General features: G+C 66.5%; 22 protein-coding genes. 13 read left to right on the plus strand and 9 right to left on the minus strand.

Going from position 1 to position 24,801, the window contains the following annotated elements:
* Positions 1-64 precede the first annotated feature (64 nt).
* The 4 genes from AC5RWD_RS08960 to AC5RWD_RS08975 form a co-directional block, all read right to left on the minus strand.
* Positions 65-826 (minus strand): maleylpyruvate isomerase family mycothiol-dependent enzyme, encoded by a 762-nt coding sequence (locus AC5RWD_RS08960; protein WP_494019678.1) that lies wholly within the window; start codon positions 824-826, stop codon positions 65-67.
* Entirely contained in the window at positions 826-1,650 is an 825-nt protein-coding gene (locus tag AC5RWD_RS08965; protein ID WP_494019679.1) for a fumarylacetoacetate hydrolase family protein, read from the minus strand. The genes AC5RWD_RS08960 and AC5RWD_RS08965 overlap by 1 nt, the downstream gene beginning before the upstream one ends.
* Positions 1,647-2,780: a cupin domain-containing protein gene (locus AC5RWD_RS08970; protein WP_494019680.1), complete on the minus strand. Its 1,134-nt coding sequence runs from the start codon at positions 2,778-2,780 to the stop codon at positions 1,647-1,649. Before AC5RWD_RS08970 ends, AC5RWD_RS08965 begins: the two co-directional genes overlap by 4 nt.
* A 119-nt stretch (positions 2,781-2,899) precedes the next feature.
* A complete protein-coding gene (locus AC5RWD_RS08975; RefSeq protein WP_494019681.1) occupies positions 2,900-3,697 on the minus strand; it encodes an IclR family transcriptional regulator in 798 nt (265 codons plus the stop codon).
* A gap of 145 nt (positions 3,698-3,842) precedes the next feature.
* On the opposite strand from AC5RWD_RS08975, the gene AC5RWD_RS08980 reads away from it, so the two are divergent.
* The 6 genes from AC5RWD_RS08980 to AC5RWD_RS09005 all read left to right on the plus strand — a co-directional run bounded on the left by AC5RWD_RS08980 (position 3,843) and on the right by AC5RWD_RS09005 (position 9,304).
* Positions 3,843-5,084 (plus strand): MFS transporter, encoded by a 1,242-nt coding sequence (locus AC5RWD_RS08980; protein ID WP_494019682.1) that lies wholly within the window; start codon positions 3,843-3,845, stop codon positions 5,082-5,084.
* Entirely contained in the window at positions 5,077-6,333 is a 1,257-nt protein-coding gene (locus AC5RWD_RS08985) for an FAD-dependent oxidoreductase (protein ID WP_494019683.1), read from the plus strand. Before AC5RWD_RS08980 ends, AC5RWD_RS08985 begins: the two co-directional genes overlap by 8 nt.
* A gap of 120 nt (positions 6,334-6,453) precedes the next feature.
* Positions 6,454-7,017, plus strand: a complete 564-nt coding sequence (locus AC5RWD_RS08990) for an HAD domain-containing protein (RefSeq protein ID WP_494019684.1) — start codon at positions 6,454-6,456, stop codon at positions 7,015-7,017.
* A gap of 183 nt (positions 7,018-7,200) precedes the next feature.
* Positions 7,201-8,430, plus strand: coding sequence for an inorganic phosphate transporter (locus AC5RWD_RS08995; protein WP_494019685.1), 1,230 nt, complete (start codon positions 7,201-7,203; stop codon positions 8,428-8,430).
* Positions 8,427-8,648, plus strand: a complete 222-nt coding sequence (locus tag AC5RWD_RS09000; protein WP_494019686.1) for a hypothetical protein — start codon at positions 8,427-8,429, stop codon at positions 8,646-8,648. Before AC5RWD_RS08995 ends, AC5RWD_RS09000 begins: the two co-directional genes overlap by 4 nt.
* Before the next feature lie 104 nt (positions 8,649-8,752).
* Positions 8,753-9,304 carry a dihydrofolate reductase family protein gene (locus AC5RWD_RS09005; RefSeq protein ID WP_494019687.1) on the plus strand — a complete coding sequence of 184 codons (552 nt, stop codon included), beginning with the start codon at positions 8,753-8,755 and terminating at the stop codon, positions 9,302-9,304.
* Positions 9,305-9,329: 25 nt separating this feature from the next.
* Here AC5RWD_RS09005 and AC5RWD_RS09010 read toward each other — a convergent pair whose 3' ends face one another.
* Positions 9,330-9,908, minus strand: coding sequence for a hotdog fold thioesterase (locus tag AC5RWD_RS09010; RefSeq protein ID WP_494019688.1), 579 nt, complete (start codon positions 9,906-9,908; stop codon positions 9,330-9,332).
* Between the two features lie 178 nt (positions 9,909-10,086).
* Between AC5RWD_RS09010 and polA the strand changes: the two genes are divergently transcribed.
* From polA to rpsA, 3 genes are all read left to right on the plus strand, one after another.
* A complete protein-coding gene (gene polA, locus AC5RWD_RS09015; RefSeq protein ID WP_494019761.1) occupies positions 10,087-12,726 on the plus strand; it encodes a DNA polymerase I in 2,640 nt (879 codons plus the stop codon).
* A gap of 92 nt (positions 12,727-12,818) precedes the next feature.
* Positions 12,819-14,105, plus strand: a complete 1,287-nt coding sequence (locus AC5RWD_RS09020) for a GNAT family N-acetyltransferase (protein WP_494019762.1) — start codon at positions 12,819-12,821, stop codon at positions 14,103-14,105.
* Positions 14,106-14,297: 192 nt separating this feature from the next.
* Positions 14,298-15,773, plus strand: a complete 1,476-nt coding sequence (gene rpsA, locus AC5RWD_RS09025) for a 30S ribosomal protein S1 (RefSeq protein ID WP_377950923.1) — start codon at positions 14,298-14,300, stop codon at positions 15,771-15,773.
* Positions 15,774-15,883: 110 nt separating this feature from the next.
* Here rpsA and AC5RWD_RS09030 read toward each other — a convergent pair whose 3' ends face one another.
* Both AC5RWD_RS09030 and AC5RWD_RS09035 read right to left on the minus strand, forming a co-directional pair.
* Entirely contained in the window at positions 15,884-16,450 is a 567-nt protein-coding gene (locus AC5RWD_RS09030; RefSeq protein WP_494019689.1) for a type 1 glutamine amidotransferase domain-containing protein, read from the minus strand.
* 87 nt (positions 16,451-16,537) lie between these two features.
* Positions 16,538-17,224 carry an IMPACT family protein gene (locus AC5RWD_RS09035; protein WP_494019690.1) on the minus strand — a complete coding sequence of 229 codons (687 nt, stop codon included), beginning with the start codon at positions 17,222-17,224 and terminating at the stop codon, positions 16,538-16,540.
* Positions 17,225-17,318: 94 nt separating this feature from the next.
* Here AC5RWD_RS09035 and coaE point away from each other — a divergent pair, with 94 nt between their 5' ends.
* From coaE to AC5RWD_RS09050, 3 genes are all read left to right on the plus strand, one after another.
* The gene (gene coaE, locus AC5RWD_RS09040) at positions 17,319-18,554 is read left to right on the plus strand and encodes a dephospho-CoA kinase (protein ID WP_494019691.1); all 1,236 of its coding nucleotides are present in this window, start codon (positions 17,319-17,321) and stop codon (positions 18,552-18,554) included.
* Positions 18,555-18,614: 60 nt separating this feature from the next.
* Positions 18,615-20,714: an excinuclease ABC subunit UvrB gene (gene uvrB / locus AC5RWD_RS09045; RefSeq protein WP_494019692.1), complete on the plus strand. Its 2,100-nt coding sequence runs from the start codon at positions 18,615-18,617 to the stop codon at positions 20,712-20,714.
* A gap of 275 nt (positions 20,715-20,989) precedes the next feature.
* Positions 20,990-22,015 (plus strand): TerC family protein, encoded by a 1,026-nt coding sequence (locus AC5RWD_RS09050; protein WP_494019693.1) that lies wholly within the window; start codon positions 20,990-20,992, stop codon positions 22,013-22,015.
* A gap of 92 nt (positions 22,016-22,107) precedes the next feature.
* Here AC5RWD_RS09050 and AC5RWD_RS09055 read toward each other — a convergent pair whose 3' ends face one another.
* Both AC5RWD_RS09055 and AC5RWD_RS09060 read right to left on the minus strand, forming a co-directional pair.
* Entirely contained in the window at positions 22,108-23,463 is a 1,356-nt protein-coding gene (locus AC5RWD_RS09055; RefSeq protein WP_494019694.1) for an alpha/beta fold hydrolase, read from the minus strand.
* Positions 23,456-23,956, minus strand: a complete 501-nt coding sequence (locus AC5RWD_RS09060) for a GNAT family N-acetyltransferase (protein ID WP_494019695.1) — start codon at positions 23,954-23,956, stop codon at positions 23,456-23,458. The genes AC5RWD_RS09055 and AC5RWD_RS09060 overlap by 8 nt, the downstream gene beginning before the upstream one ends.
* A gap of 178 nt (positions 23,957-24,134) precedes the next feature.
* On the opposite strand from AC5RWD_RS09060, the gene AC5RWD_RS09065 reads away from it, so the two are divergent.
* On the plus strand, positions 24,135-24,797 hold the full coding sequence (locus AC5RWD_RS09065) for a 4'-phosphopantetheinyl transferase family protein (RefSeq protein ID WP_494019763.1): 663 nt from the start codon (positions 24,135-24,137) through the stop codon (positions 24,795-24,797).
* Positions 24,798-24,801: the final 4 nt, after the last annotated feature.

Below are 24,801 nucleotides of genomic sequence, written 5' to 3' on the forward strand. Positions count from 1 at the left end.
TTTTGGCCGTCCTCAGAACCGCTTCGGGACTCGAATCCGCTTCCGCCTCAGGTCCGCGTCAGCCTCATATCCACTTCGGGGCGGCGGGAACGTCGGAAAGCACGGTCCCGTGTGCGGCGGTGACGCCGCCGCAGCCTGCTGCGCCCGTCCGTCCGGCGGCCCAGGCAGCCACGGCGGCGAGCGGGCCGCTGACCGTGACGGGTTGTGCCGCGTCCTTGTCACCGAACTCCAGGTCGGTGCCCGTCACCCGGACGAGCAGCCCGGCATCGGTGCCGCGGGCGTGCCAGGCGGAGGTGATGTCCCGCAGGAGCCGTTCCAGGACGGTCTCCGGGATGACGGCGAAGGTCGCGCCGTTGCCAAGGTCGACGGCGTGGATCCAGACTTCGCGGGTGCGCATCCACACGGTTTCGGTTGCCGGGACGGTGCGGCCCTGGATGGTTTTGACCTCGCTGGCCCAGTTCCGGTCCGGCAGGTCGCGCCATTCGACGGACAGGTGCACGGCGGAGTGGTCGAAGAGGTTCCGCAGGGCAATCGGGCTCAGCGTGGCGCCGAAGTTGATCTCGTGGTCCCGGACCTCGGTGGAGGGGTACATGGGTGTCTCCACCCCGGTCGCGGCCCACTCCACCAGCCGGGCGATCGCCCGTGCGTTGTAGCCGACGTGGGCCACGACGTGGCGGCGCGTCCAGCCGGGGAGGAGGGAGCCTCCGTCGAGTTCATCGTCCGTGAGTTCATTGAGCTTGCGGGCGAAGAACGCGGTGCCCCGCCGGGCCTGCAGGAGTTCTTCCTGCAGGCCCGGGTCGGTGGCGAGGTCTTGCCGGGCGACCATCAGGCTTCCTTGACCACGCGGTTGGTCAGCTGGCCCAGGCCCTCGATGGTGGTGACCAGGACCTGGCCCTCCTGCAGGTACCGCTTGGGGTCCTGGGCGTGGCCCACCCCGCCGGGGGTGCCAGTGGCGATCACGTCGCCGGGGTTCAGCGTGATGATCGTGGAGATGTAGGAGACCAGGAACTCCGGGGTGAACACGAGGTCCCCGGTGGGGGTGCTCTGTTGGATCTCGCCGTCCACCTCGGAGGTCATCAGCGGTCCGGCACTGAATTCGTCCCTGGTGACCAGGGCGGGGCCGAACGGGGTGGAGTTTTCCCAGGTCTTGCCCTGCAGCCACTGCACGGTGCGGAACTGGTAGTCACGCATGCTGATGTCGTTCAGCACTGAGTAGCCGGCGATGTGGCCAGCTGCGTCGGCTTCGCTGATCCGGCGGCCCTTCTTGCCGATCACGACGGCGAGCTCGGCTTCCCAGTCCACCGTGTCCGATTCCTGCGGCAGGGCCAGGTCATCGTTCGGGCCGATCAGGGACTCGGCGTACTTGGCGAACAGCGTAGGGTGTTCCGGAACTTCCCGGCCCATTTCCTTGATGTGGTTGCGGTAGTTGTGGCCGACGCAGATGATCTTGCCGGGGGAGGGGACGACGGCGGCGAGGTCGGCGCCGTCGAGCGCGTGCGTTGCACCGTTGGCCGCCTTCGCCGTGGTCTCCCAATCTTCGCTGCGGAGGAGTTCGCCGACGTCGGCGAAGCCGTCGATTTCGGTGAGGGTGTCGCCGTCCTGGCGGACGGCCTTCGTTCCTTCAGAAGTGCGGAGGGTGAGGAGTCTCATGCGTTCTTGCGTCCTTCGGTGTAGGTGCGGTTGAAGTTCAGCCGTTCAAAAATGGGGGCGTCGCTGAAGCGGAACAGATCGAACTCGCTCCCGGCCTGCAGCGACCACTCCTGCCAGGACGGGACGACGAACAGGTCGCCCTTGGCGAGTTCCTTGCTTTCGCCGTTGAGCAATACGCTGCCAGTGCCGTCGAAGACCTGCCAGACGCTGGAACCGACCTCGCGCAAGCCCTCCGTGGCGGCACCGGCCCGGAGCCGGTGGAATTCGGCCCGGATGGTGGGCATCACGTCCCCGCCCGTGGTCGGGTTGGTGTAGCGGACGGCGGCGTGGCCCTGGGACACGGTGGCCGGGTGGCCCTCATCCTCCAGCAGCAGCTGCTCGCGGAGGGCGGCGTCTGTATGTTCCCAGCGGTACGCCGCAATGGGGGAGTTGGTGGTGTTGTCCAGGCCGGACAGCGGGCGCAGGCCGGGGTGGGCCCAGAGCCGCTCCGAGCGGGAGATGTCCGGAGTGGCTTCGTCGGTGACGCGCTCTGTGCCGAACTCGAAGAACCCGGCGTCGGCGTAATGCACGAACGGGATGTCCAGGCCGTCGATCCACGCCATCGGCTCATCGGTGTCGTTGTGGTGGCCGTGGAAATTCCAGCCCGGCGTCAACAGGAAGTCGCCACGGGACATCCGCACGGGGTCCCCGTTCACCACGGTCCAGACGCCTTCGCCCTCGACGACGAAGCGGAACGCGTTCTGCGAGTGCCGGTGCTCGGGGGCGGTCTCACGGGCGCCCAGGTACTGGATGGCCGCCCACAGCGTCGGTGTCGCATAGGGCGTGCCACCCAGCCCCGGGTTGGCGAGGGCTATGGCCCGCCGCTCGCCGCCCCGCCCCACGGGAACCAGGTCACCGGCGCGGGCAGCCAAGGGGTACAGGTCGTTCCATCGCCACACATGCGGCACCGCCTTCGGCGTGGGGACCATCGGCATCAGGTCACCGATCTCCGTCCACAATGGAATCAGGTTTTCCTCGTCGAAGTCGCGGTACAGCTGCTCGAGCTGCACCGCCTCCTCCGGCGTGGGCTCCGGGGCCGGATGGGCGGCGGCAACTGATTCGTGGGTCGTGGTCTCGGCGCTGATGGACACGGCGGGCCTCCTCGGTGGGTATGTGACGTCTTGGCGTACTACCGAGGTTAGGGACAGCGCGGCCTTAAACGAGAGGCTATTCTGGCAGACAGAATTTGTTGGCCGCGGTGCGCTTTGCGTCAGCTGGGCTCGGCAGGATTAGCAGCGATGTCGATCTCCAGCTGCCGGCGCGTTTCCAGCATGACCGGGACCAGCCCGGCGTCGAACACGGCGCGGAACCTGGTGACCGGAATGGCTACGCTGATGGCGCCGACCACCTCGCCCTTGCCGTTGTGCAGGGCCATCCCCAAGGCGCTGATGCCCTCCTCGGTTCCCTCGAAATTGGCCGCGAAACCGTTGCCGCGGATTGTTTCCAGCTCCCGCAGTAACGCCGGGTACTCGGCGTCGGGAATGCTGTCGCCGCCAATTTCCGCATTCTGGCTCCGGAACAGCTGCTCAATCAGCGCCGGCTCCAGCTCGGCCAGCATCGCCTTCCCGCCCGAGGCCTTGTTCGCCGGCAATACTGTTCCCTGCCTGTCGCCCACGCGCAGGGCGCTGGTTCCCTCCACCGTCTCCAGGAACCGGACCTTGGTGCCCACCCGGATCATGAGGTTTACGGTCTCATTAAGGCGGGAACTGAGCAGCTCCATGTGTGGGCGTGCCAGGTTCCGCAGCAGCCGGGTCCAGGTGACGCCCGCCGGCCCGGCGCCCATGGCGGGCCCGGGGACATAACGCCGGGTTTCGTCCTGGACGGCGAAGCCCCGGTACACAAGCATGGCCAGCAGGCGGTGCGCGGTGGACGGGGCCACCCCCAGTTCCGTGGCCGCATCCTTGAGCCGCAGGCTGCCCCCGTCCCGCAGCAGTTGCAGGAGCTGCAGTGCGTTGTCCACCGCCTCGATCGAATACGTGGGCTTCTTCTGAAGCGGCAAGTTCTGCATAACAGAATTCTATTGGAGGGCACCGGCTACAGCGATGAGAGTTGGTGGCAAGAATCACACATTTTCCGCTGCAGCGACGGAGCGGCCCGCGCCCGGAGCGGTCCTTTCGCCAGCGACGCAGCCCCGGTTTTCCAAACAGTCCGCAATGGCCGTGCTCGTCTGCTGGCTGCTGGTGGTCTTCGACGGGTACGACCTCATCGTCTACGGGACCGTCCAGTCGGCCCTCATCAACGACACCGGCTGGGGGCTGACAAAGGCAACCGCCGGAACGGTCGGGTCCATGGCGTTCGCCGGCATGATGATCGGCGCCGTCTTCGCGGGCCGGATGGCCGACACCTGGGGCCGCCGCCGGACCATCCTCGGCTGCGCCGTGCTGTTCTCCGTGTTCACCATCCTCTGCGCCTTCGCCCCAAACGCCTACGTCTTCGGCGCGCTGCGGCTGCTGGCCGGCATCGGCCTCGGCGGGCTCGTGCCTTCGGCCAACGCCCTCGTGGCGGAACTTGTACCCGCGAAGTGGCGGTCCACCATAGCCACCCTGATGATGTCCGGCGTGCCGATCGGCGGATCGCTGGCCGCGCTGGCCGGCATTCCGCTGATCCCGGCCTTTGGCTGGCCCGTCATGTTCCTCGTTGCGGTGCTGGCCCTGGCTGTGGTGATCCCGCTGGGCCTGCGCTACCTGCCCGAGACCCTGCCGCCTGCCGGAGGCATGCGGCCGGCGGCCGGAACCACAACCCCTCGCGCGGGGTTCGGCTCCCTGCTCCGGGCGCCCTTCCTGGGCATAAGCGTGCTCTACGCCGTAGCCACGCTTGTCACGCTCTTTGCCTGGTACGGGCTGGGGACCTGGCTGCCCAACCTGATGCAGTTGGCCGGTTACAACCTCGGTTCGGCGCTTACGTTCGCGCTGGCCCTTAACCTCGGCGCGGTCGCCGGTTCCGTTGTCACAGCCTGGGCCGGGACCCGCTTCGGCCCCATCCCGACGGCGGTCGCGTCAGCCGCCGTCGCCGCTGTCGCCCTCCTGGTGCTCGTAACCGGGCCGCCGGTCACCGTGGTGTACCTGATGTTGGTCCTTGCCGGCGTAGGAACGCACGGAACGCAGTGCCTGGTGATCGCCGCCGTGGCCAGCCACTACCCCGCCCACCTGCGGGGGACAGCCCTCGGCTGGGCCCTCGGCGTCGGCAGGATCGGCGCGGTGGCCGCCCCGCAGGCCGGCGGCCTGCTGCTGGTGGCCGGCCTGGGCGTCAACTCCAACTTCCTGGCATTCGCCGGGGCGGCCGCAGTCGCAGCACTTCTTCTCGTGGCCGTCGGCGTCAAAACCATCCGCACAACCCCAACCCCAACCCCAACCCCAACCCCAACCCCAACCCCTGTAGGAGTCAACAATGTCTAACCCGAACCCGTCCACCGACGTCCTGGTGATCGGCGGCGGAATGGCCGGCCTCGCCGGCGCCCTCGCCCTCCGCGAAAACGGCGCCGAGGTCACCCTGCTGGAGCGGGCGCCGGAGTTCGGCGAAGTCGGGGCAGGCCTGCAGATGGCGCCCAACGCCTCCCGCGTCCTCAAGCGCTGGGGCCTGCTGGAGAAGGCGCTGGAGATCGGTGTGCGGCCCAAGCACCTCGTCTTCCGGGACGCCGTGACGGGCGAGGAGCTCACCCGGCAGCCCCTGGGCGGCAGCTTCGAGGAACGCTACGGCGCCCCCTACGTGGTCATCCACCGCAGCGACCTGCACCGCATCCTCCTCGAGGCCTGCCAGGACGCCGGCGTCCGCCTGGTGAACGATGTCATGGTCGAAACCGTCCGGACCGTGGACGGCCGCGCCACCGCGCAGGCGGCGGACGGCTCCACCTACGAGGCCGACGTCGTTCTGGGGGCAGACGGACTCAAGTCCACCCTCCGCCGCGAGGTGGCGCAGGACGGCCCGGTGTCGTCGTCGTACGTTGCTTACCGCGGAACCGTTCCCATTACGGCGGACACGCCGCAGGGCGACCTCGAGGACGTGATTGTCTATCTTGGCCCGGACTGCCACCTGGTCCAGTACCCGCTGCGGAAGGGCGAGCTGCTCAACACCGTGGCCGTCTTCAAATCGGCCTCCTTCGAACGCGGCGAGGAACAGTACGGGGGAGTGGACGAGCTCGAGGCGGCCTACCGGGACTGCGTCCCGGCGGTCCGGGAAGCGCTGAAAAATCTTGCCACCGGGATTCGCTGGCCCATGTACGACCGCGACCCCATCGAAAACTGGGTGGCCGGCAGGATGGTCCTGATAGGCGACGCCGCGCACCCCATGCTCCAGTACCTCGCCCAGGGCGCCTGCCAGGCCCTCGAGGACGCCGCCGTCCTGCAGGAGGCCAGCCTCGGGACCGTCTTCACGGAGGACGGCCCCGACGCGGGCGGCTGGGACGCCGCCATCACAGCCTTCAACGCAGCCCGCGCCGCGCGCACCGCCCGGGTGCAGCGCACCGCGCGTGTCTGGGGCGAGTCCTGGCACGTCTCCGGGCTGGCCCGTACGCTGCGCAACCTGCTCTTCAAGAGCAGGAAGGACGGCGACTACCAGTACAACGACTGGCTGTACGGGCAGGACGGCGACGGCGTGCCCGCCGCAGCACTTCCCGCGCCGTCCGAGCGGGCTAAAGTTCCTGCGTAGGAAACCCGCACCGGGTGGGGCACTGCTGTTTGAAAGCACTGCACTTTGAAAGCATTGCCCTGCCCTGCCGCCGTTCCGTAGCGTTGGTCCATCGCCGGTGACAGGCGTTGGAGGAGTGCCGTGGGAAACGCCGCGCTGAATGGAAACCCCGGGCTGATTGGAGACCCGGAGGCCACGGTCACCCTGTACCTCGACGTCGACGGCGTCGTGTGCCCGTTCGGCCCGACGGGCACCACGCCGTGGGGCTCAGCCTGGCACTACGCCTACGCAGGGATGCTGGAGGTGGCTTACGCGGCAGAGCTGGTGGCGGCCCTGAACCGGCTGTCGCTGTGGCCCTGGCTCCGCTGCGTCTGGCTCACCAGCTGGGAGGAACTGGCGCCCACCGTGCTCTGCCCGGTCACCGGGCTGGAGGGAAGCCTCTGGCCGGTGCTGACCGCCGACGGGGCGGGAAGCGGAGCGGAATGGTGGAAGCTGGAAGCGATCCAGGACGATGTGGGCAGGAACACGCCGGAGCGGATCATCTGGGTGGACGACCAGCTCGCCTTCGAGGGGCGCGCGCAGGCGTGGGCGCGGATCCTTGGACGCCGGGCGTTGCTGGTCTCACCGGATCCCCGGACCGGTTTGTCGCCGGGAGACCTGGAGGTCATCCGCGCCTTTGCCCGGCGTCCGGACCGGCAGGTGTGACAGAGCCTACGCGCTGCAGGTTGGACCTCGTCTGCAGGACGCGTACCATCGATAAGGTTTCAAGCCTGCCCTGCCTCTCCGCCCACCCCTTTAACAGTCGCTGAACACCGGGTGAACTATGCTGTGCAGTGCAGGCAGGGGAAGTGGAACTGCTGAACGTAGACTCTGCAGATTGGGCAACAGGTGGACATCACCTTCATGGTGGCGCTGGTCATTGCGCTGGCGTTATTTTTCGACTTCACGAACGGTTTCCATGACACCGCAAACGCGATGGCCACGCCCATTGCCACCGGTGCCATCAAGCCGAAGACTGCGGTTGCCCTTGCGGCAGCCCTGAACCTGGTGGGCGCGTTCCTGTCCACGGAAGTTGCCAAGACGGTTTCGGGCGGAATTATCCGGGAGGGGTCCGGCGGCGTCCAGATCACCCCGGAGATCATTTTCGCCGGCCTCATGGGCGCCATCCTCTGGAACATGATCACCTGGCTCAAAGGACTGCCTTCCAGTTCCTCCCATGCGCTCTTCGGCGGCCTCATCGGTGCCGCTGTCGCCGGCATCGGGTTCCACTCCGTCAACCTTGAGACGCTGCTGCAGAAGGTCATTCTGCCCGCCGTCTTCGCCCCGCTCATCGCCGGGCTTGTGGCCTACGTCTGCACCCGCATCGCCTACGCGCTCACGTCCCGGCATGACCCGGAGACGGGCAGCAAGCTCACGCAGAAGCGCGGCGGCTTCCGCACCGGCCAGATCTTCACCTCCAGCCTGGTGGCACTGGCCCACGGCACGAACGACGCCCAGAAAACCATGGGCATCATCACCCTGGTGCTGATCGCGGCAGGAACGCAGGAGCCGGGTTCAGGCCCGCAGTTCTGGGTCATCGCGGCCTGCGCATTCGCCATCGCCATCGGAACCTACGCCGGCGGCTGGCGGATCATCCGGACCATGGGCGCCGGACTCACCGAGGTGAAGCCGGCCCAGGGCTTCGCGGCCGAATCCAGCACCGCCTCCGCGATCCTGGCTTCCTCGCACCTGGGCTTCGCCCTGTCCACCACGCAGGTGGCCTCCGGATCCGTGATCGGCTCCGGCATGGGCCGCAGGGGCACCACGGTGCGCTGGGGCATGGTGGGGCGGATCGCCCTCGGCTGGCTCTTCACGCTTCCCGCCGCCGGCATTGTCGGTGCCCTGACCGCGCTGCTGGTCAAGACCGGAGTTGTCGGCGTGGTGATCGCGGCCGTGGCCGGAACAGGTGCTGTGCTGTACATGTTCCTGGTGTCCCGCAAATCCCAGGTGGGCCACCACAACGCGGTCGAGGTCGAAGAGGCCGGGCAGGCAGTCCGCTTCGCGAAGAAGAAGGCCCTCGCCAGGGCACGCGCCGCCGAGCGCGCCAAGAACAACGACCCGAAGGGCCCGCAGCGATGAAGTGGCTGGAACTCCTCACCGTAGCCGGCGCCACACTGGTCGCCGCCGTGACCGTCGTAGTCCTCTATTCCCTGGGCGTCCGGCTCACCGCCATCGCCGGTGACCGTCAGGTGGCAGCGCCGGCGTGGGTCAAGTACCTCTCCTACGCCTGCTTCGGGCTCTGCGGAATCGCCGTGCTGTTCGGGCTCTACCTCATCATCCCGTACTTCAGCGGCTAGCGGCCCGACCGGACGGCTCGACCCAACGGACGGATCCGCGAACGGAACGATTCGCGAGCGGACCGACTCTGGGAAGAGGGAAGCGGAATGGCTAGGCTGGGCGCATGTCCAGTGTCCAGTATTACGTTGCGTCCTCCCTCGACGGCTTCATCGCCACCGCAGACGACGATCTTGCCTGGCTGCTGCAGTTCGACGGCTTCGAAGGCGGCAAGGAAAGCTATGACACCTTCATGGCCGGCGTCGGCTGCATCGTCATGGGCGGGACCACCTACGAGTGGCTGATGGAGCACGAGCCAGGCAACTGGCCCTACCCGGGCACGCCCTGCTGGATTTTCACCCACCACGAGTTCAGCGCCCCGCCGGGGGCAGACGTCACGTTCGTGCGGGGCGAGGTGACCGAATTCATCGACGACCTCTGGCGTGACGCCGGCGGCAAAAATATCTGGCTGGTGGGCGGCGGCGAGCTCGCCGCCCAGTTCGCCGGCGCCGGTCTGCTGGACGAGCTGATCGTCTCGGTCATCCCCGTGGCGCTTGGCAGCGGAAAGCGGCTCCTTCCCCTCACCCAGGGCCCGACGGCGCCACTTGAGTTGCAGGAGGCGCGTCCCCAGGGGCGGGGGATCGTGGAGCTCCGCTACCGCTGGCCTGGACGACGCTAGCTTTGGGGGCGCGCCAGTGCTCCGTCTAGCGGCCCGCGTCCCGGATGAGGTTGGTGATGCGCGCCGTGGACAGCCGGCGTCCCTGCTCGTCGGTCATCACGATTTCGTGGGTGGTCAGGGTGCGGCCGAGGTGGATGGCCGTGCAGGTTCCGGTCACCGTGCCCGTTGAAACGGCGCGGTGGTGCGTGGCTCCGACCTCGATGCCCAGCGCCTGGCGGCCGGGGCCGGCATGCATTCCGGCGGCAAACGACCCCAGCGTTTCGGCCAGCACCACGTGTGCTCCGCCGTGCAGGATGCCGGCCACCTGGGTGTTCCCCTCCACCGGCATTGTGGCCACGCACCGTTCGGGGCTCATCTCCAGGAACCGGATCCCCATCTTCACCACCAGGGCACCGATGCCGTAGTCGGCAAGCCAGTCGTGGAGGTGTTCCGGGACGCCGGCGGCGAACAGCTCTTCCCTGAACTGTGCTTCTGCTGTGGCTTCCACCTCGGCTGGCGCTTCAACCGCGCCAGGCGTTGCGGCGGCGGAGTGTGGTTCCGGCGCCGGGCCGGCCTCTGTGGGGCTGGCCTCACCGGCGGGCCCGGGCGTGAAATTGTCCATCATGGCAACTAGGCTGGCACCTGTGAGTGAAACAACCAAACCGGCCCTAATTCCGTCCACAACCCAGACCCTTGAGGACATTCAGGTGTCCTCGCCCGACGCCCCGTCGGTGTCGGCCACCGAGGCTCCCGTCATTCCCCTGACGGACCAGCCCCGGCTCCTGGTGCTGGACGGGCACTCCATGGCCTTCCGGGCCTTCTTTGCCCTCCCGGCTGACAAGTTCTCAACCGCCCGGGGCCAGCACACCAACGCCATCCACGGCTTCACGTCCATGCTCATCAACCTGATCAAGGAACAGAAGCCCACCCACATCGCGGTCGCCTTCGACGTCTCTGATGACACCACTCACCGCAAGGCCGAGTACAGCGAGTACAAGGGCGGCCGCAACGAGACGCCCCGGGAAATGAGCGGCCAGATCGACCTCATTGACCAGGTCATGGGCGCGTGGGGCATCAAGACCATCAAGATGCCCGGATACGAGGCGGACGACATCCTGGCCACGCTCGCAGCGATGGGTGAGAAGGCCGGCTACGAGGTCCTGCTCGTGTCCGGCGACCGCGACGCGTTCCAGCTCATCACCGACAACGTGTTCGTGCTGTACCCGAAGAAGGGCGTCAGCGATATCCCCCGCATGGACGCCGCCGCGGTTGAGGCAAAGTACTTCGTCAGCCCCTCCCGCTATTCGGATCTGGCGGCCCTGGTGGGCGAGACCGCGGACAACCTGCCGGGCGTCCCCGGCGTCGGGCCCAAGACGGCGGCCAAGTGGATCAACCTCTATGGCGGCCTCGAAGGCGTGCTGGAACACCTCGATGCCATCGGCGGGAAGGTGGGGGAATCGCTGCGCGCCAATGTGGACGCCGTCAAGCGCAACCGCAAGCTGAACCAGCTCCACACCGACCTTGACCTCCCGGTGACGCTGGACGAGCTGGCTGATCCGCGGCCGGACCAGCAGGCGCTCGAGGAGCTCTTCGATGAGCTGGAATTCAAGACCATCCGCACCCGGCTCTTTGATCTCTACGCCAGCGAGGCCCCGGCACCGGAACGCGAAGCCCTGGAGACCCGGGACTTCGACGTGCTGACGGATGCGGACGCGCTCCGGGCCTTCCTAGAAGCAGGGGCGGGGCAGCGCTCTGCCCTCGCCGTGGACGTGCTGCCCGGCCGGATCGGCGAAGACGCGGACGCCGTCGCGATCGTCCGGGACGACGCCGCCGCGTACGTGGAGCTCACCACGCTGGACGCCGACGCGGAAAACGTCCTGGCGCAGTGGCTCCGGGACGCGGACTCGCCGAAGGTGATGCACGGCTACAAAGCGGCGCTGAAGGCGCTGTCCAACCGCGGGTTCGGCCTGGAGGGCGTGGTGGATGACACCTCCATATCCGGCTACCTCATCCAGCCCGACCGCCGCACCTATGAACTGGCCGAACTGGCCCAGTTCCACCTGAACATCCACATCACGCCCGAGGCCGCCAAGGCGGGCCAGCTGGAGCTGGCATTCGACGACGACACCGCCGCGGCGTCCGGCGCGCTGGTCCAGGTGGCCGCCGTCGTCCACAAACTGAGCCGGTACTTCGAATCGGAACTGAAGGACCGCAAAGCCGAGGACCTGCTGGCCACGCTGGAACTGCCGGTGAGCCGTGTCCTGGCCGACATGGAGAAGACCGGCATCGCCGTCTCGATGGAGCTCATGGACGAGCAGCTGGCGGATCTTGCCAGGGTGATCGATGACGCCCAGGAACGGGCGTTCGCAGCGATCGGCCATGAGGTGAACCTCGGCTCGCCGAAGCAACTGCAGACCGTCCTCTTCGATGAGCTGCAGCTGCCCAAGACCAAGAAGATCAAGTCCGGATACACCACGGACGCCGCATCCCTGAAGAACCTGCTGGAGAAGACCGGGCACGAATTCCTGGTCCAGCTCATGGCGCACCGTGAATCGGCGAAGCTGCGGCAGATGGTGGAAACGCTGAAGAAGTCGGTGGCGGAGGACGGGCGGATCCACACCACCTACGCCCAGAACGTGGCCGCCACCGGGCGCATCTCGTCCAACAACCCCAACCTGCAGAACATCCCGATCCGCAGCGAGGAAGGCCGCCGCGTGCGTGGCATCTTCGTGGTCAGCGACGGCTACGAGTGCCTGCTGTCCGCGGATTACTCGCAGATCGAAATGCGCATCATGGCGCACCTGTCCGGGGATGCCGGACTGATCGAGGCCTACCGCGAGGGGGAGGACCTGCACCGCTTCGTGGGCTCGTCCATCTTCCACGTGCCGCCGGCCGAGGTTACCAGCGCGATGCGTTCCAAGGTCAAGGCGATGTCCTATGGCCTGGCCTATGGTCTGACGTCCTTCGGCCTGTCCAAGCAGCTCGAGATCTCGGTGGACGAGGCCAGGAACCTCATGAAGGACTACTTCGACCGGTTCGGTGCCGTGCGGGACTACCTCCGCGGCGTGGTGGACCAGGCCCGGGTGGACGGCTACACCGCCACGATCGAGGGCCGGCGCCGCTACCTGCCGGACCTCACCAGCACGGACCGGCAGCTGCGGGAGAACGCCGAACGCATCGCCCTGAACTCGCCCATCCAGGGCTCCGCCGCGGATATCATCAAGCGCGCCATGCTGGGCGTGCACGCGGAACTGGCTGCGCAGGGACTGAAATCACGCATGCTGCTGCAGGTCCACGATGAACTCGTGCTGGAAGTGGCCAAGGGCGAACGCGCGGCCGTCGAAAAGCTCGTCACGGAGCAGATGGCTGCCGCCGCTGACCTCAGCGTTCCGCTGGAAGTCCAGATCGGCGTCGGCACCAGCTGGTACGACGCCGGCCACTAGTCTTTCGGGGTCAAGGTCCGGTACCGGCGCGCCCACAGCGTGCCGGTACCGGAACGGCGGCTGTATTGGCTAGGCTCGGGGTTGTGTCTGATCTGAGCGCTGACTATGAAATCCGTCGGTTCCAAGCGGCGGCCAAAGACGATCCCGCGTACGCGGAGTCGGTTGCCTGGATGCGGGCGGTGGCCTTTGGCTTCCACGAGGCCCGGCGCAGCGACGAGCGCGTGGAAACGAGCATCGAGCTGCAGCGCACAGACCACCGCGTCATGACCGGTGTGTACCAGACAGGAGCTGTTGCCGGTCACTCGCTGGGCGCCGATATGCCCGTGGCCACCTTCGGCACAATGACCAAGACGCTCAACATCGGGTTTGGCAGGCTGCTGGATACCCGGCTCGTGACTGCGGTGACGGTCCGGACCTCCCACCGGCGCCGCGGCCTGCTGCGCCGCATGATGGGGGAGGACCTCGCCCTGGCCCGGGAGGAAGGCCTCGCGATGGCAGCCCTGACGGCCTCCGAGGCATCGATTTACGGGCGGTTCGGGTTCGGCGTCGCAACGTCCGAGCAGGCAGTGAAGGTGGACACCACAGCGCGTTTCAGGCTTCATCACACGCCGGTGGGCAGTGTTGAGGTTGCCGACCCGAAGGTTCTTCTGGACCTGGCTCCGGAAATCTTCGACCGTGTTCACCGCAGCACACCCGGATCGATCGGCCGGCATGAGTTCTACCGGCAGTTCGCCTCAGGTTCCGTCAGCCGGGACGGCGGCGAAGACCCGAAGGTCAAGGTGGCGCTGCACTACGGCCCCGGCGGCGACGTGGACGGCTACGTCTCCTACCGGTTTGCCGGCTGGTCCAGTACCCCGTACACCATGGAAGTCGTGGATCTGGTCGCGGCGACCCCGGCGGCGTACCTGGAGCTGTGGCAGTACCTGGCCGCCATCGACCTCGTTGAACGCGTCACCTGGGAGGAAGCGCCGGTTGACGACCCGCTGCGGTGGGCTCTCGAGGACGCGCGCTGCGTGGAGGCGTCGGCGGCGCGGGACATGCTGTGGCTCCGGATCCTCGACGTGAAGCAGGCGCTGGAGGCCCGGCATTATCCGGCCGACGGGCGGCTGGTCCTGAAAGTCGCAGACCCCCTCGGCCTGACCGGTGGCACCTTCGCCCTAGCGGTGGATGACGGCAATGCCGTCGTCACGGCCGCGGGGGGCGGCGCGCCGGACCTTGAGCTGGATGTGGCGGCGCTGTCCGCCATCTACCTCGGCGGGGTCAACCCCGTGACGCTGGCGGCGTCGGGGCGCATTCTGGAGCACGCGCCGGACGCGGCGTTCCGCACCGCCCGGATGTTCGCCGTCGAACGCGCGCCGCACTGCCTGACGCATTTCTAGCGCTTTGACCCCGGTTGGCGCTTGCCACTAGAATAAACAGGCGTGTACTACGTGCACGTTTTTTCTTCAATCCACAAAATCAGGATTACCAGGCACTTCCCTGCGAGGTGCCCGCACCTGCGCCTGCGTTCCATAACGCAGGCGCGGCGGTTTGCCTGACCGACTAACTATCCACAACGGAGCCCCTACTACATGACCATCACCTCCACCGAGAAGCCCGGTACCCCCGTAGTCGCCATTAACGACATCGGTACCGCTGAGGACTTCCTCGCAGCTGTCGACGCGACCATCAAGTACTTCAACGACGGAGACCTCGTCGAAGGTACCGTCGTCAAGGTCGACCGCGACGAAGTTCTGCTCGACATCGGTTACAAGACCGAAGGTGTCATTCCCTCCCGCGAGCTTTCCATCAAGCACGACGTTGATCCCGGAGACGTCGTCTCCGTTGGCGATCAGGTCGAAGCCCTGGTGCTCACCAAGGAAGACAAAGAAGGCCGCCTGATCCTGTCCAAGAAGCGTGCTCAGTACGAGCGTGCCTGGGGCGACATCGAGAAGGTCAAGGAAGAAGACGGTGTTGTCACCGGTACCGTCATCGAGGTTGTCAAGGGTGGTCTTATCCTCGACATCGGCCTGCGCGGCTTCCTGCCCGCATCCCTCGTCGAGATGCGCCGCGTGCGCGACCTGGCTCCGTACATCGGTCAGCAGATCGAAGCCAAGATCATCGAGCTGGACAAGAACCGCAACAACGTTGTGCTGTCCCGCCGTGCATGGCTGGAGCAGACCCAGTCCGAGGTCCGCTCCACGTTCCTCAACAAGCTGGAAAAGGGCCAGGTCCGTCCCGGCGTCGTTTCCTCCATCGTCAACTTCGGTGCCTTCGTGGACCTGGGCGGCGTAGACGGCCTCGTGCACGTTTCCGAGCTGTCCTGGAAGCACATCGACCACCCGTCCGAGGTTGTCGAAGTTGGCCAGGAAGTCACCGTCGAGGTCCTCGAAGTGGATCTGGACCGCGAGCGTGTCTCCCTGTCGCTCAAGGCTACGCAGGAAGATCCGTGGCAGACCTTCGCCCGCACCCACGCCCTCGGCCAGGTTGTTCCGGGTAAGGTCACCAAGCTGGTTCCGTTCGGTGCGTTCGTTCGCGTCGAAGACGGCATCGAAGGCCTCGTCCACATCTCCGAGCTGGCTGTCCGCCACGTGGAGCTGGCTGAGCAGGTTGTCTCCGTTGGCGACGAACTGTTCGTCAAGGTCATCGACATCGACCTCGAGCGCCGCCGCATCTCCCTCTCCCTCAAGCAGGCTAACGAGGGCGTTGACGCCGACAGCACCGAGTTCGACCCCGCTCTGTACGGCATGGCCGCAGAGTACGACGAAGAGGGCAACTACAAGTACCCGGAGGGCTTCGACCCCGAGTCCAACGAGTGGCTCGAAGGCTACGAAGCACAGCGCGCGGCCTGGGAGCAGCAGTACGCTGACGCCCAGACCCGCTGGGAAGCACACAAGAAGCAGGTTGCCCAGCACGCTGCCGACGACGCCGCTGCTGCGACGTCCGGCGAGAGCGACTCCGGCACCACCAGCTACTCCTCCGAGCCGGCTGCCACCGATTCCGGTGCAGGCACGCTTGCTTCGGACGAGGCTCTTGCCGCTCTGCGCGAGAAGCTGACCGGCAACTAATTGCCCCGCGCTGGCTGAATGCCAGTAAAGAAGGTGGCCGTCCCCGAAAGGGGGCGGCCACCTTTTTTGTTGCCGGCAGCCTGTTGTGCGGGCTGCCGGAATTGACGGCGTCAGGCCGTCTGGCCGGCGTGCTCGCCTTCGGCGATCTCCTCCAGCACCTTGTCGTTGAATGCCGGGAGGTCGTCCGGCTTCCGGCTGGTCACGAAGCCCTGGTCCACCACGACTTCCTGGTCGCTCCAGTTGGCGCCCGCGTTCCGGAGGTCCGTGGCCAGCGCGTGGTACGAGGTGAGGTTCCTGCCCTTGACGACGCCCGCGTCGATCAGCAGCCAGGGGCCGTGGCAGATGGCTGCCACCGGCTTGTGCTGCTCGAAGAAGCTCCGCGCAAACGCCTGCGCGTCCTTGTCCACCCTGAGATGGTCGGCGTTCACCACGCCGCCCGGAATCACCAGGGCATGGAAGTCCGAGGCATTGGCGTCCTTAAGGGTCAGGTCCACGTCGAAGGTGTCGCCCTTCTCAACGCCCTCAAAGCCCTGCAGCTTGCCGCTCTTCGGGGCCACCAGGACGGGCTCGCCGCCGGCGTTCTTGACCGCGTCCCACGGGCTCGTCAGTTCAACCTGCTCCACGCCGTCTGTCAGCAGAAACGCGACCCTCTTGCCGGTGATGTTGTGCTCTGACATGAGTCCTCCTTTTCCTGTGATGCCTTACAGGTCCACCCTAGGAAAGCGGAAACTCCTAAGCAAGCTGATGATTTCCTCGATCAGCTGTCAGCGCGGGACGTCAATCCACTCTGTGCCCTCGCGCTGGAGGGCAGTGCTTCCGGCGGTCAGTGCGGCCAGCCGGTCAGCGGCCGCCGCCAGGTCCCCGGCCGCATCCGGCAGGGCGAGCCGCAGCACCGTGGACTGGGCTTCGTAGCCGGTCCCGGCCATCGCATAGCCTGCGCTGCGCAGGTCGTTCTCGAGCCGCCCGGCCGCGGCGTGCGGTACCCGCACGGCGCATATGCGCAGCCGCCGGCGTTGCACCATCGGAGACAGCTCGAGCGCCGTCGAGACGGAATCGGAGTAGGCGCGCACCAGTCCGCCGGCCCCCAGCAGTATTCCGCCGAAATAACGCACGACGACGGCACTCACGTCGCTGAGGTCCGTCACCCCCGGGGCAGTTTCCCGGCGGAGCAGGGCCTCCAGCATGGGGATCCCGGCCGTGCCGGAGGGTTCCCCGTCATCGCTGGAGCGCTGGACGTCCCGGTCCGGGCCAAGCACGAAGGCCGAGCAGTGGTGCCGTGCATCATGGAACTCGCGGCGGAGTTCGGACACCAGGGCGCGGGCGTCTTCTTCGGTCACCGCACGGCGCAGCACGGTGATGAACCGTGAGCGCTTGATCTCGATCTCGTGGCGGAACCCGTCCCCCGCAGCCAGGGTGGTGTACGCGGACTGCCTGCTCTCTTGCTCTTGCACCGCCCAAGTCTAGTCCGGGCATGGGCCCACGCCGCCAGGGTTCCCTGGGCGAGCGGAGCGAGGCTTGGGGGGCGGTGGGGATTAGTCTTGGGGAGTGCTGAAGATTGGGTTGACGGGCGGCATCGCCTCGGGGAAGTCTCTGGTGGCAACACGCCTGGCGGAGTTGGGGGCTGTGCTCGTTGACGCCGACGCGATCGCCCGTGAAGTCGTGGAGCCGGGCACCCCGGGCCTGGCCGCCGTCGTGGACGCCTTCGGCCCGAAGATCCTGGACGGCGAGGGGCGGCTCGACCGGCCCCGCCTCGGTGCCATCGTGTTTCAGCACCCGGAACGGCGTGAGGAGCTCAACGGCATCGTCCATCCGCTGGTCCGGGCACGCGCCGCGGCGGTGATGGCGGCCGCCCCGGCGGACGCGGTGGTGGTGCAGGACATCCCGCTGCTGGTGGAAACCGGGCAGCAGAGGAACTTCCACCTTGTTCTGGTGGTGGATGCACCCGAAGAGGTCCGGCTGCAGCGCATGACCGAGCACCGCGGAATGACTGAAGCGGATGCCCGTTCACGGATGGCCGCCCAGGCCTCCCGGCAGGACCGTCTCGCCGCAGCGGACGTAGTCCTCTCCAACTCGGGCACGCGCGAGGAGCTGCTGGCCGCGGTGGACTTGCTGTGGGACCAGCGACTGCTGCCTTTCGCGCGGAACATCAGCCAGGCCACAGTGGCCGGCCGCAGCGGCGCGCCCGTCCTGGCCGCGCCGAACCCCGACTGGCCTCGCCAGGCTGCCGGCCTGGCGGAGCGGCTGAAGGCCGCGGCGCCGGAAGCCATCCTGGCGGTGGACCACATCGGGTCGACGGCGGTTCCCGGCCTCGAGGCGAAAGACGTCATTGACCTGCAGCTCGCGGTCCCTGACCTCGGGACGGCAGACAGGATTGCGCCCCTGCTGGGTGCCGCGGGGTTCCCGCCCTGGCCGGGCATCCTGATGGACAGCCCCCACGGACGCCCCGACCCCGCTGCGTGGTCCAAGCGCCTGCACGGCAACGCCGACCCCGGGCGGCCGGTAAATCTCCATGTCCGGGTGGCGGGATCACCGGGCTGGCGCTTCGCCCTGTGCTTTCGCGACTGGCTTCGCGCCGACCCGGACGCACGGGAGAAGTATGCAGCGGAGAAGCGCCGGGTGGCCGCACTGCACGCGTCCGACGCCAACACCTCCGGCTATGCCGACGACAAGGAGGCCTGGTTCCGGGACGTCGCGGCTCCCGGAATGGAACGGTGGGCCGAAAGCAGCGGCTGGCAGCCGCCGTCATACATTTCCGCCTCCGCCAACGCCGCCGGCAGGTGACCGGTACAGCCCAAAGCTGAATCAGGGCTTCCTGTCGGTGGCCGGCGGTAGATTAGATGCATGAGTCTTGCGCAGGAGATCAACCGCGTCGTTGCCCCCTTCGAGGTCATCAGCGAGTTCCAGCCGGCTGGTGACCAGCCGGCGGCCATCGCCGAACTCACCGAACGCATCAAGAACGGTGAAAAGGACGTGGTCCTGCTGGGCGCCACGGGCACCGGCAAGAGCGCCACCACAGCGTGGCTGGTGGAGCAGGTGCAGCGGCCCACCCTGGTGATGGTCCAGAACAAGACCCTCGCGGCGCAGCTGGCCAACGAGTTCCGCGAGCTGCTGCCCAACAACGCGGTGGAATACTTCGTCTCCTACTACGACTACTACCAGCCTGAGGCCTATGTGGCGCAGACGGACACCTTCATCGAGAAGGACTCCTCCATCAACGAGGAAGTGGAGCGGCTCCGCCACTCGGCTACCAACGCCCTCCTGACCCGCCGCGACGTGATCGTGGTAGCCACGGTGTCCTGCATCTACGGCCTCGGCACGCCGGAAGAGTACATCGCCGGCATGGTCACTCTCCGCAAGGGTGATGAGATGAACCGTGACGACCTCCTGCGGAAATTCGTCTCCATGCAGTACGTGCGCAATGACATGGACTTCCACCGGGGCACCTTCCGGGTCCGCGGCGACACCGTGGAGATCATTCCCATGTACGAGGAACTGGCCATCCGGATCGAGTTTTTCGGCGACGAGATTGAAAACATCCACACGCTGCATCCGCTGACCGGAGAGGTGATCCGGGACGAGGAGGAAATGTACGTCTTCCCGGCCTCGCACTACGTTGCCGGACCGGACCGCATGGCCAGGGCAATCAAGCGGATCGAAGACGAACTTGCCGACCGGCTGAAGGTCCTGGAAAGCCAGAACAAACTCGTCGAAGCACAGCGGCTGCGGATGCGCACCACGTACGACCTCGAAATGATGCAGCAGATGGGCTTCTGCAACGGCATCGAGAACTACTCCGTACACATTGATGGCCGTGACCCCGGAACGGCTCCGCACTGCCTCCTTGATTATTTCCCTGACGACTTCCTGCTGGTGATCGATGAATCCCACGTCACCGTCCCGCAGATCGGCGCGATGTACGAGGGCGACATGTCCCGCAAGCGGAACCTGGTGGACTTCGGGTTCCGCCTGCCCTCCGCCATGGACAACCGCCCGCTCAAGTGGGACGAATTCCTCCAGCGCGTGGGCCAGACCGTCTACTTGTCCGCCACCCCCGGAAAGTACGAGCTCGGCAAGGCTGACGGCTTTGTCCAGCAGATCATCCGGCCCACCGGCCTGATCGACCCCGAAGTGGTCGTCAAACCCACCAAGGGCCAGATCGATGACCTGCTCGGTGAAATCAAGACGCGGACTGAGAAGAACGAACGCGTCCTGGTCACCACGCTCACCAAGCGGATGGCGGAGGACCTGACCGACTACCTGCTGGGCCACGGCGTGAAGGTGGAGTACCTGCACTCGGACGTGGACACCCTGCGGCGCGTGGAGTTGCTCCGTGAACTCCGGATGGGCACGTTCGACGTCCTGGTGGGCATCAACCTGCTCCGGGAAGGCCTGGACCTGCCCGAAGTCTCATTGGTGAGCATTCTGGACGCCGACAAGGAAGGATTCCTGCGGTCGTCCACCTCGCTGATCCAGACGATCGGCCGCGCCGCACGTAACGTCTCCGGACAGGTGCACATGTATGCCGACCGCATCACCGACTCCATGGCCCACGCCATCGAGGAGACCAACCGGCGCCGCGCCATCCAGGTGGCGTACAACACGGAAAGAGGCATCGATCCGCAGCCGTTGCGGAAGAAGATTGCCGACATCACTGACCAGCTGGCCAAGGAAGACGCGGATACCCAGGAGCTGCTCAACAACAACCGCCTCGCTAAGGGCGCCAAGCGCGGCAAGTCCGCCGCCAAGGGCGCAGCCACTGTCCGCGCCGACGGGCTGGCTGCAGCACCTGCCGAGGACCTGGTGGGGCTGATCGAACAGCTGACCGAGCAGATGCACGGAGCGGCCGCCGAACTGCAGTTCGAAGTGGCTGCCCGGATCCGCGATGAGGTTTCCGAGCTGAAGAAGGAACTGCGCCAGATGCAGTCGGCCGGGCACGCCTAAGGCTGACAGGGGGCCGGCCGGGGGCGCGGCCCGCCGGGCGCGGCCGGCCGGAAAGCCACTGGAAGTCGTTGGGGCGCGAACGTCACGTGGCGCATCGTGCGCCGCCTCTAGGGTAAAGTTGAGGTCACGTAGGGGAGTATCCCAAGCGCTACGAACGTCAGCACGCAGGGCACAGATGCCTTGCCGGGCGTAGCGGGCAGCCACATCAGCACCAAGTGCACAGGTTCGCCGGAGAGACTTACACCGGTTTTCTGTACCCTGCGAAAGGCATTTTTGTGGAACTTCCCGTCTGGTTCGAGGTCGGCTCGTTTGTCGTCCTCGGCATCATCCTCCTTATGGACCTGCTTCTGGTAGTGCGGCGTCCGCACGAACCCTCCATGAAGGAAGCCGGCCTCTGGGTGGCCTTCTACGTGGCACTGGCCCTCGTGTTCGCCGGTGCCATGTTCATGTTCACGGGACCCGAGTACGGCAGCCAGTTCGTGGCCGGCTGGGTGACTGAATACAGCCTCAGCATCGACAACCTGTTTGTCTTCATCATCATCATGGCCCGCTTCTCGGTGCCTCGTAAGTACCAGCAGGAAGTGCTGATGGTGGGCATCATCATCGCGCTGATCCTGCGTGGCATCTTCATCATGCTCGGCGCCATCGTCATCGAGCAGTTCAGCTGGGTCTTCTACATCTTCGGCGCCTTCCTCCTTTGGACCGCCTGGAAGCAGGCGCAGGACGAGGGTGAAGACGAAGAGGACAAGGAAAACGCCCTCATCACCAAGCTCCGCAAGGTCATTCCCATGTCGGAGAAGTTCGACGGCGGCAAGCTGCGCACCACGGTCGACGGCAAGAAGGTCTTCACCCCGATGGTGATCGTCTTCATCACCATCGGCATGACCGACCTGCTGTTCGCTGTGGACTCCATCCCGGCAATCTTCGGCCTCACGCAAAGCGCCTTCATCGTGTTCACGGCCAACATCTTCGCGCTGATGGGTCTGCGGCAGCTGTACTTCCTGCTCGGCGGCTTGATGAACCGCCTCATCTACCTGAAGCACGCCCTGTCCATCATCCTGGCCTTCATCGGCGTGAAGCTGGTCCTGCACGCCATGCACGTCAACGAACTGCCGTTCATCAACGGCGGGCACCACATTGAGTGGGCTCCGGAGATCCCCACCTATGTGTCCCTCGCCGTCATCATCGGCACGATCATCATCGCCGTGATCGCCAGCCTGGTGAGCTCCGGCGCGCAGAAGGCCAAGCTGGACGCCCGCCTCGAGGAGGACGCCCGGAAGAGCCTGAGCGACGTCGACTAGGCTCTCCTGATCCGTTTCGGCAGCAAAGCAACCCCGGCCACTCTGGTGGCCGGGGTTGCTTTGGCTTGTGCTGGGCTTGTTTGTTGCCTGGCTTACCGGACCGAGCGGACCATGCCGAGCAGGCGGCCGAAGATGGCCTCACCGTCGTCGGCGATGCCGTCGTGGTGGAACTCGCCGGTTTCCCAGGTCTTCAGCTTGCGGACGGCGGCCGCGGTCTCCAGGGAGAGTCCGTGGTCCACGTAGATATCGTCGCGGTAGACGGCTGCGGCCGCCGGCACGATGTTGGCCGCCAGCTGCGCCGTGTCGTAGAGCGGCTTCCAGTCAGCCTTGGCCGCCAGCAGTTCCGCGACGTCCTTGAGCGGGCTCAGCGCAGGATCCTGTTCGAAGTACCACGGGTAGACCATCTCGCCGGTCAGGAGCACCTCGGCGGCTTCCGGGCTGAACTCAGGGAACTCCCTGAGGACCCGCCAGGCAGCCCAGTCCGTGGCCGCACCCTGGCCGTAGATGGATTCGTGCATCAGCGCGTACAGGGGGTTGGCCGCGCGCGAGACCAGGGTCCGTACCTGCTCGAGGAACGGGTCCGAGAGACGCGGACCGCCGGGCGTCTCCACGAAGGCGTCCTCCAGCAGGTTGTGCAGGCTGTCCACCCGGGTGTTCCCGCCGAGGAAGGATCCCACCATCTGGAACCGCTCCACCGTAAGGGGCGAGCCGTCCGGGAGATATTCCGCCGTGCTGCGGAGGTGATTCGTGACCCGGTCTACAGCTTCCCGGTCCTCGGGGTACCAGCCGAAGTACTCTGCGTTGCGGGCTGCCACCCGCCGAAAGGTCTGGCGGTAGACCCGGTCGGGGGAACCGGTCAACGGGGCAAGCCCGCCGGTGATCAGCACCTCGCGCAGTCCGGTGGGCGCAAACGACAGGTAGGTGAGCGCGCAAAAGCCGCCGTAGCTCTGCCCGTAGACTGTCCACGGCTCGGCGCCCAGAGCCTGGCGGATGAGCTCAGCATCGGCAACGATCGAGTCGGCACGGAAGTGCTCAAGGTACCTCGCCTGCGCCGAGGCATCCCCGCGCAGCGGCAGGGTGTTGCGGTCAACGGGGGAGGACAACCCGGTTCCCCGTTGGTCCAGCATCAGGATGCGGAAATCCTTGGCGGCTGCCTTGCTCCAGCCGCCCAGCGACGCGAAGCGGTTGCCGCGGCCGCCGGGGCCGCCCTGCAGGTACAGGAGCCACGGCAGGTCGGCCACCTCTGCCTCGCTGTGCTCGGCGGCCACGTACTCGCGGGCGAAGACGGTGATGGTCTCTGCCCCGTCTTCTCCGTCCGGACCGGCAAAATGGTCCAGCGGCACCGTGAAGTAATGTTCCGCCGTGCGCATGCCGCGGAACTTGTGCCGGGCGCGGACGGTATGGACTGGGTCCTTGCGCACCGTGGTGTCCAGCGTTGCCTCAGCCATGGACACCAACCTCGCTGCGCCTGCCGAATTCTGCCAGCGCCTTTCCGGTCAGGCGGAATGTGGACCATTCCTCCATCGGGAACGCACCGAGCTTCCGGTAAAAGTTGATGGACGGTTCGTTCCAGTCCAGGACACTCCATTCAACGCGCGCATAACCGCGTTCGACGGCGGTCGCCGCCAGATGCTGCAAGAGGGCCTTCCCGTGGCCCTCGCCGCGTGCCTCCGGGGTGACGTAGAGGTCCTCCAGATAGATCCCGTGCACGCCCTCCCACGTTGAGTAGTTCAGGAACCAGAGTGCGAAGCCACGCACCTCGCCGTCCTCGTTCTCGGCCATGTTGGCGTACACGCGCGGGTTGCTGCCGAAGAGCACCTCGGTGAGCATCTCGGGGGTGTTGCGGACGGCGTCCGGTTCCTTTTCGTAGACTGCCAGCTCGTGAATCAACTGCAGGATTACGGGAACGTCGGCGGGTGTGGCGGGACGGATTACACTCATGAGTTCGAGCTTACTGGGTTCGGGCTGGCTGGATCAGGCCGGCGGCATGCAGGGCAGGACGCCACCGGCGTATAGGCTGTTGACTCCAACGACCTATTAACAGTGCAGCAACCCTTCCGGAGGCGGTGTGGAAAGGCCGGCCGAACCAGGAATCAGCCGAATCATTCTGGCCGCTGTGATGCTGTCCAGCGTGGACCTCCGCCAGGCCGATGCTCTGGACGATGGCGAGCGTCAGCGGGCGGCCTCGTTCCATTCCGAACTGCAGCGCAACAGGTTCCTGGCTGGACGCGTAGCGCTGCGGCTTCTGGCCGCAAAAGCCGCAGGAGTCGATGCTGGGGCACTGCACGCCGACTACGTCTGCCAGGAGTGCTCCCGGGACGACCGCGTCCACGGAACGCCCCGATATCAGGCTGGCCCGTCCGGGCCCACCATACTGGCGAGCCTGAGCCGGGCGGGGGACTGGTGCCTGCTGGCCACGACAACCGACGAACAGGTGCGGGGAGTCGGCGTGGACCTTGAGGGCAGCACAGCCGCAAGCTTCGAAGGGTTCGGGGCAGTTGCCCTTTCGGAGCGTGAACGGGAACACCTTGAGAGAGTGGAGCCCGCACTCCGGGCGAGTGCCCAGACACGCCTATGGACGCGCAAGGAAGCAGTCCTCAAAGCGCTGGGCAGGGGGCTGGCCGTCGTCGACCCGGGTCTCGTCGACGTAGCGGGCCCCGTTCCACTGCTGCCGGAACAACTGTGCCGCTCCAAGCGGTGGCTGCTCGACGCTGTGAACCCAACTTCGGTTGGGTTGCCTGATTCCTTCACTGCAGCGGTGGCGGTTCTCTTAGATTTCTAGATGG

The organism is Arthrobacter sp. CMU6 (assembly GCF_059090205.1).

Coding starts and splice junctions, on each gene's coding strand:
- AC5RWD_RS09060 (WP_494019695.1), bottom strand. CDS start 23,956: ATGAGTGTAATCCGTCCCGCCACACCCGCCGACGTTCCCGTAATCCTG.
- polA (WP_494019761.1), top strand. CDS start 10,087: ATGGCCTTCCGGGCCTTCTTTGCCCTCCCGGCTGACAAGTTCTCAACC.
- AC5RWD_RS09030 (WP_494019689.1), bottom strand. CDS start 16,450: ATGTCAGAGCACAACATCACCGGCAAGAGGGTCGCGTTTCTGCTGACA.
- AC5RWD_RS09000 (WP_494019686.1), top strand. CDS start 8,427: ATGAAGTGGCTGGAACTCCTCACCGTAGCCGGCGCCACACTGGTCGCC.
- AC5RWD_RS08965 (WP_494019679.1), bottom strand. CDS start 1,650: ATGAGACTCCTCACCCTCCGCACTTCTGAAGGAACGAAGGCCGTCCGC.
- AC5RWD_RS08985 (WP_494019683.1), top strand. CDS start 5,077: ATGTCTAACCCGAACCCGTCCACCGACGTCCTGGTGATCGGCGGCGGA.
- uvrB (WP_494019692.1), top strand. CDS start 18,615: ATGAGTCTTGCGCAGGAGATCAACCGCGTCGTTGCCCCCTTCGAGGTC.
- AC5RWD_RS09005 (WP_494019687.1), top strand. CDS start 8,753: ATGTCCAGTGTCCAGTATTACGTTGCGTCCTCCCTCGACGGCTTCATC.
- AC5RWD_RS09065 (WP_494019763.1), top strand. CDS start 24,135: ATGCTGTCCAGCGTGGACCTCCGCCAGGCCGATGCTCTGGACGATGGC.
- AC5RWD_RS09055 (WP_494019694.1), bottom strand. CDS start 23,463: ATGGCTGAGGCAACGCTGGACACCACGGTGCGCAAGGACCCAGTCCAT.
- AC5RWD_RS08980 (WP_494019682.1), top strand. CDS start 3,843: ATGGCCGTGCTCGTCTGCTGGCTGCTGGTGGTCTTCGACGGGTACGAC.
- AC5RWD_RS08960 (WP_494019678.1), bottom strand. CDS start 826: ATGGTCGCCCGGCAAGACCTCGCCACCGACCCGGGCCTGCAGGAAGAA.
- AC5RWD_RS08975 (WP_494019681.1), bottom strand. CDS start 3,697: ATGCAGAACTTGCCGCTTCAGAAGAAGCCCACGTATTCGATCGAGGCG.
- AC5RWD_RS09010 (WP_494019688.1), bottom strand. CDS start 9,908: ATGATGGACAATTTCACGCCCGGGCCCGCCGGTGAGGCCAGCCCCACA.
- rpsA (WP_377950923.1), top strand. CDS start 14,298: ATGACCATCACCTCCACCGAGAAGCCCGGTACCCCCGTAGTCGCCATT.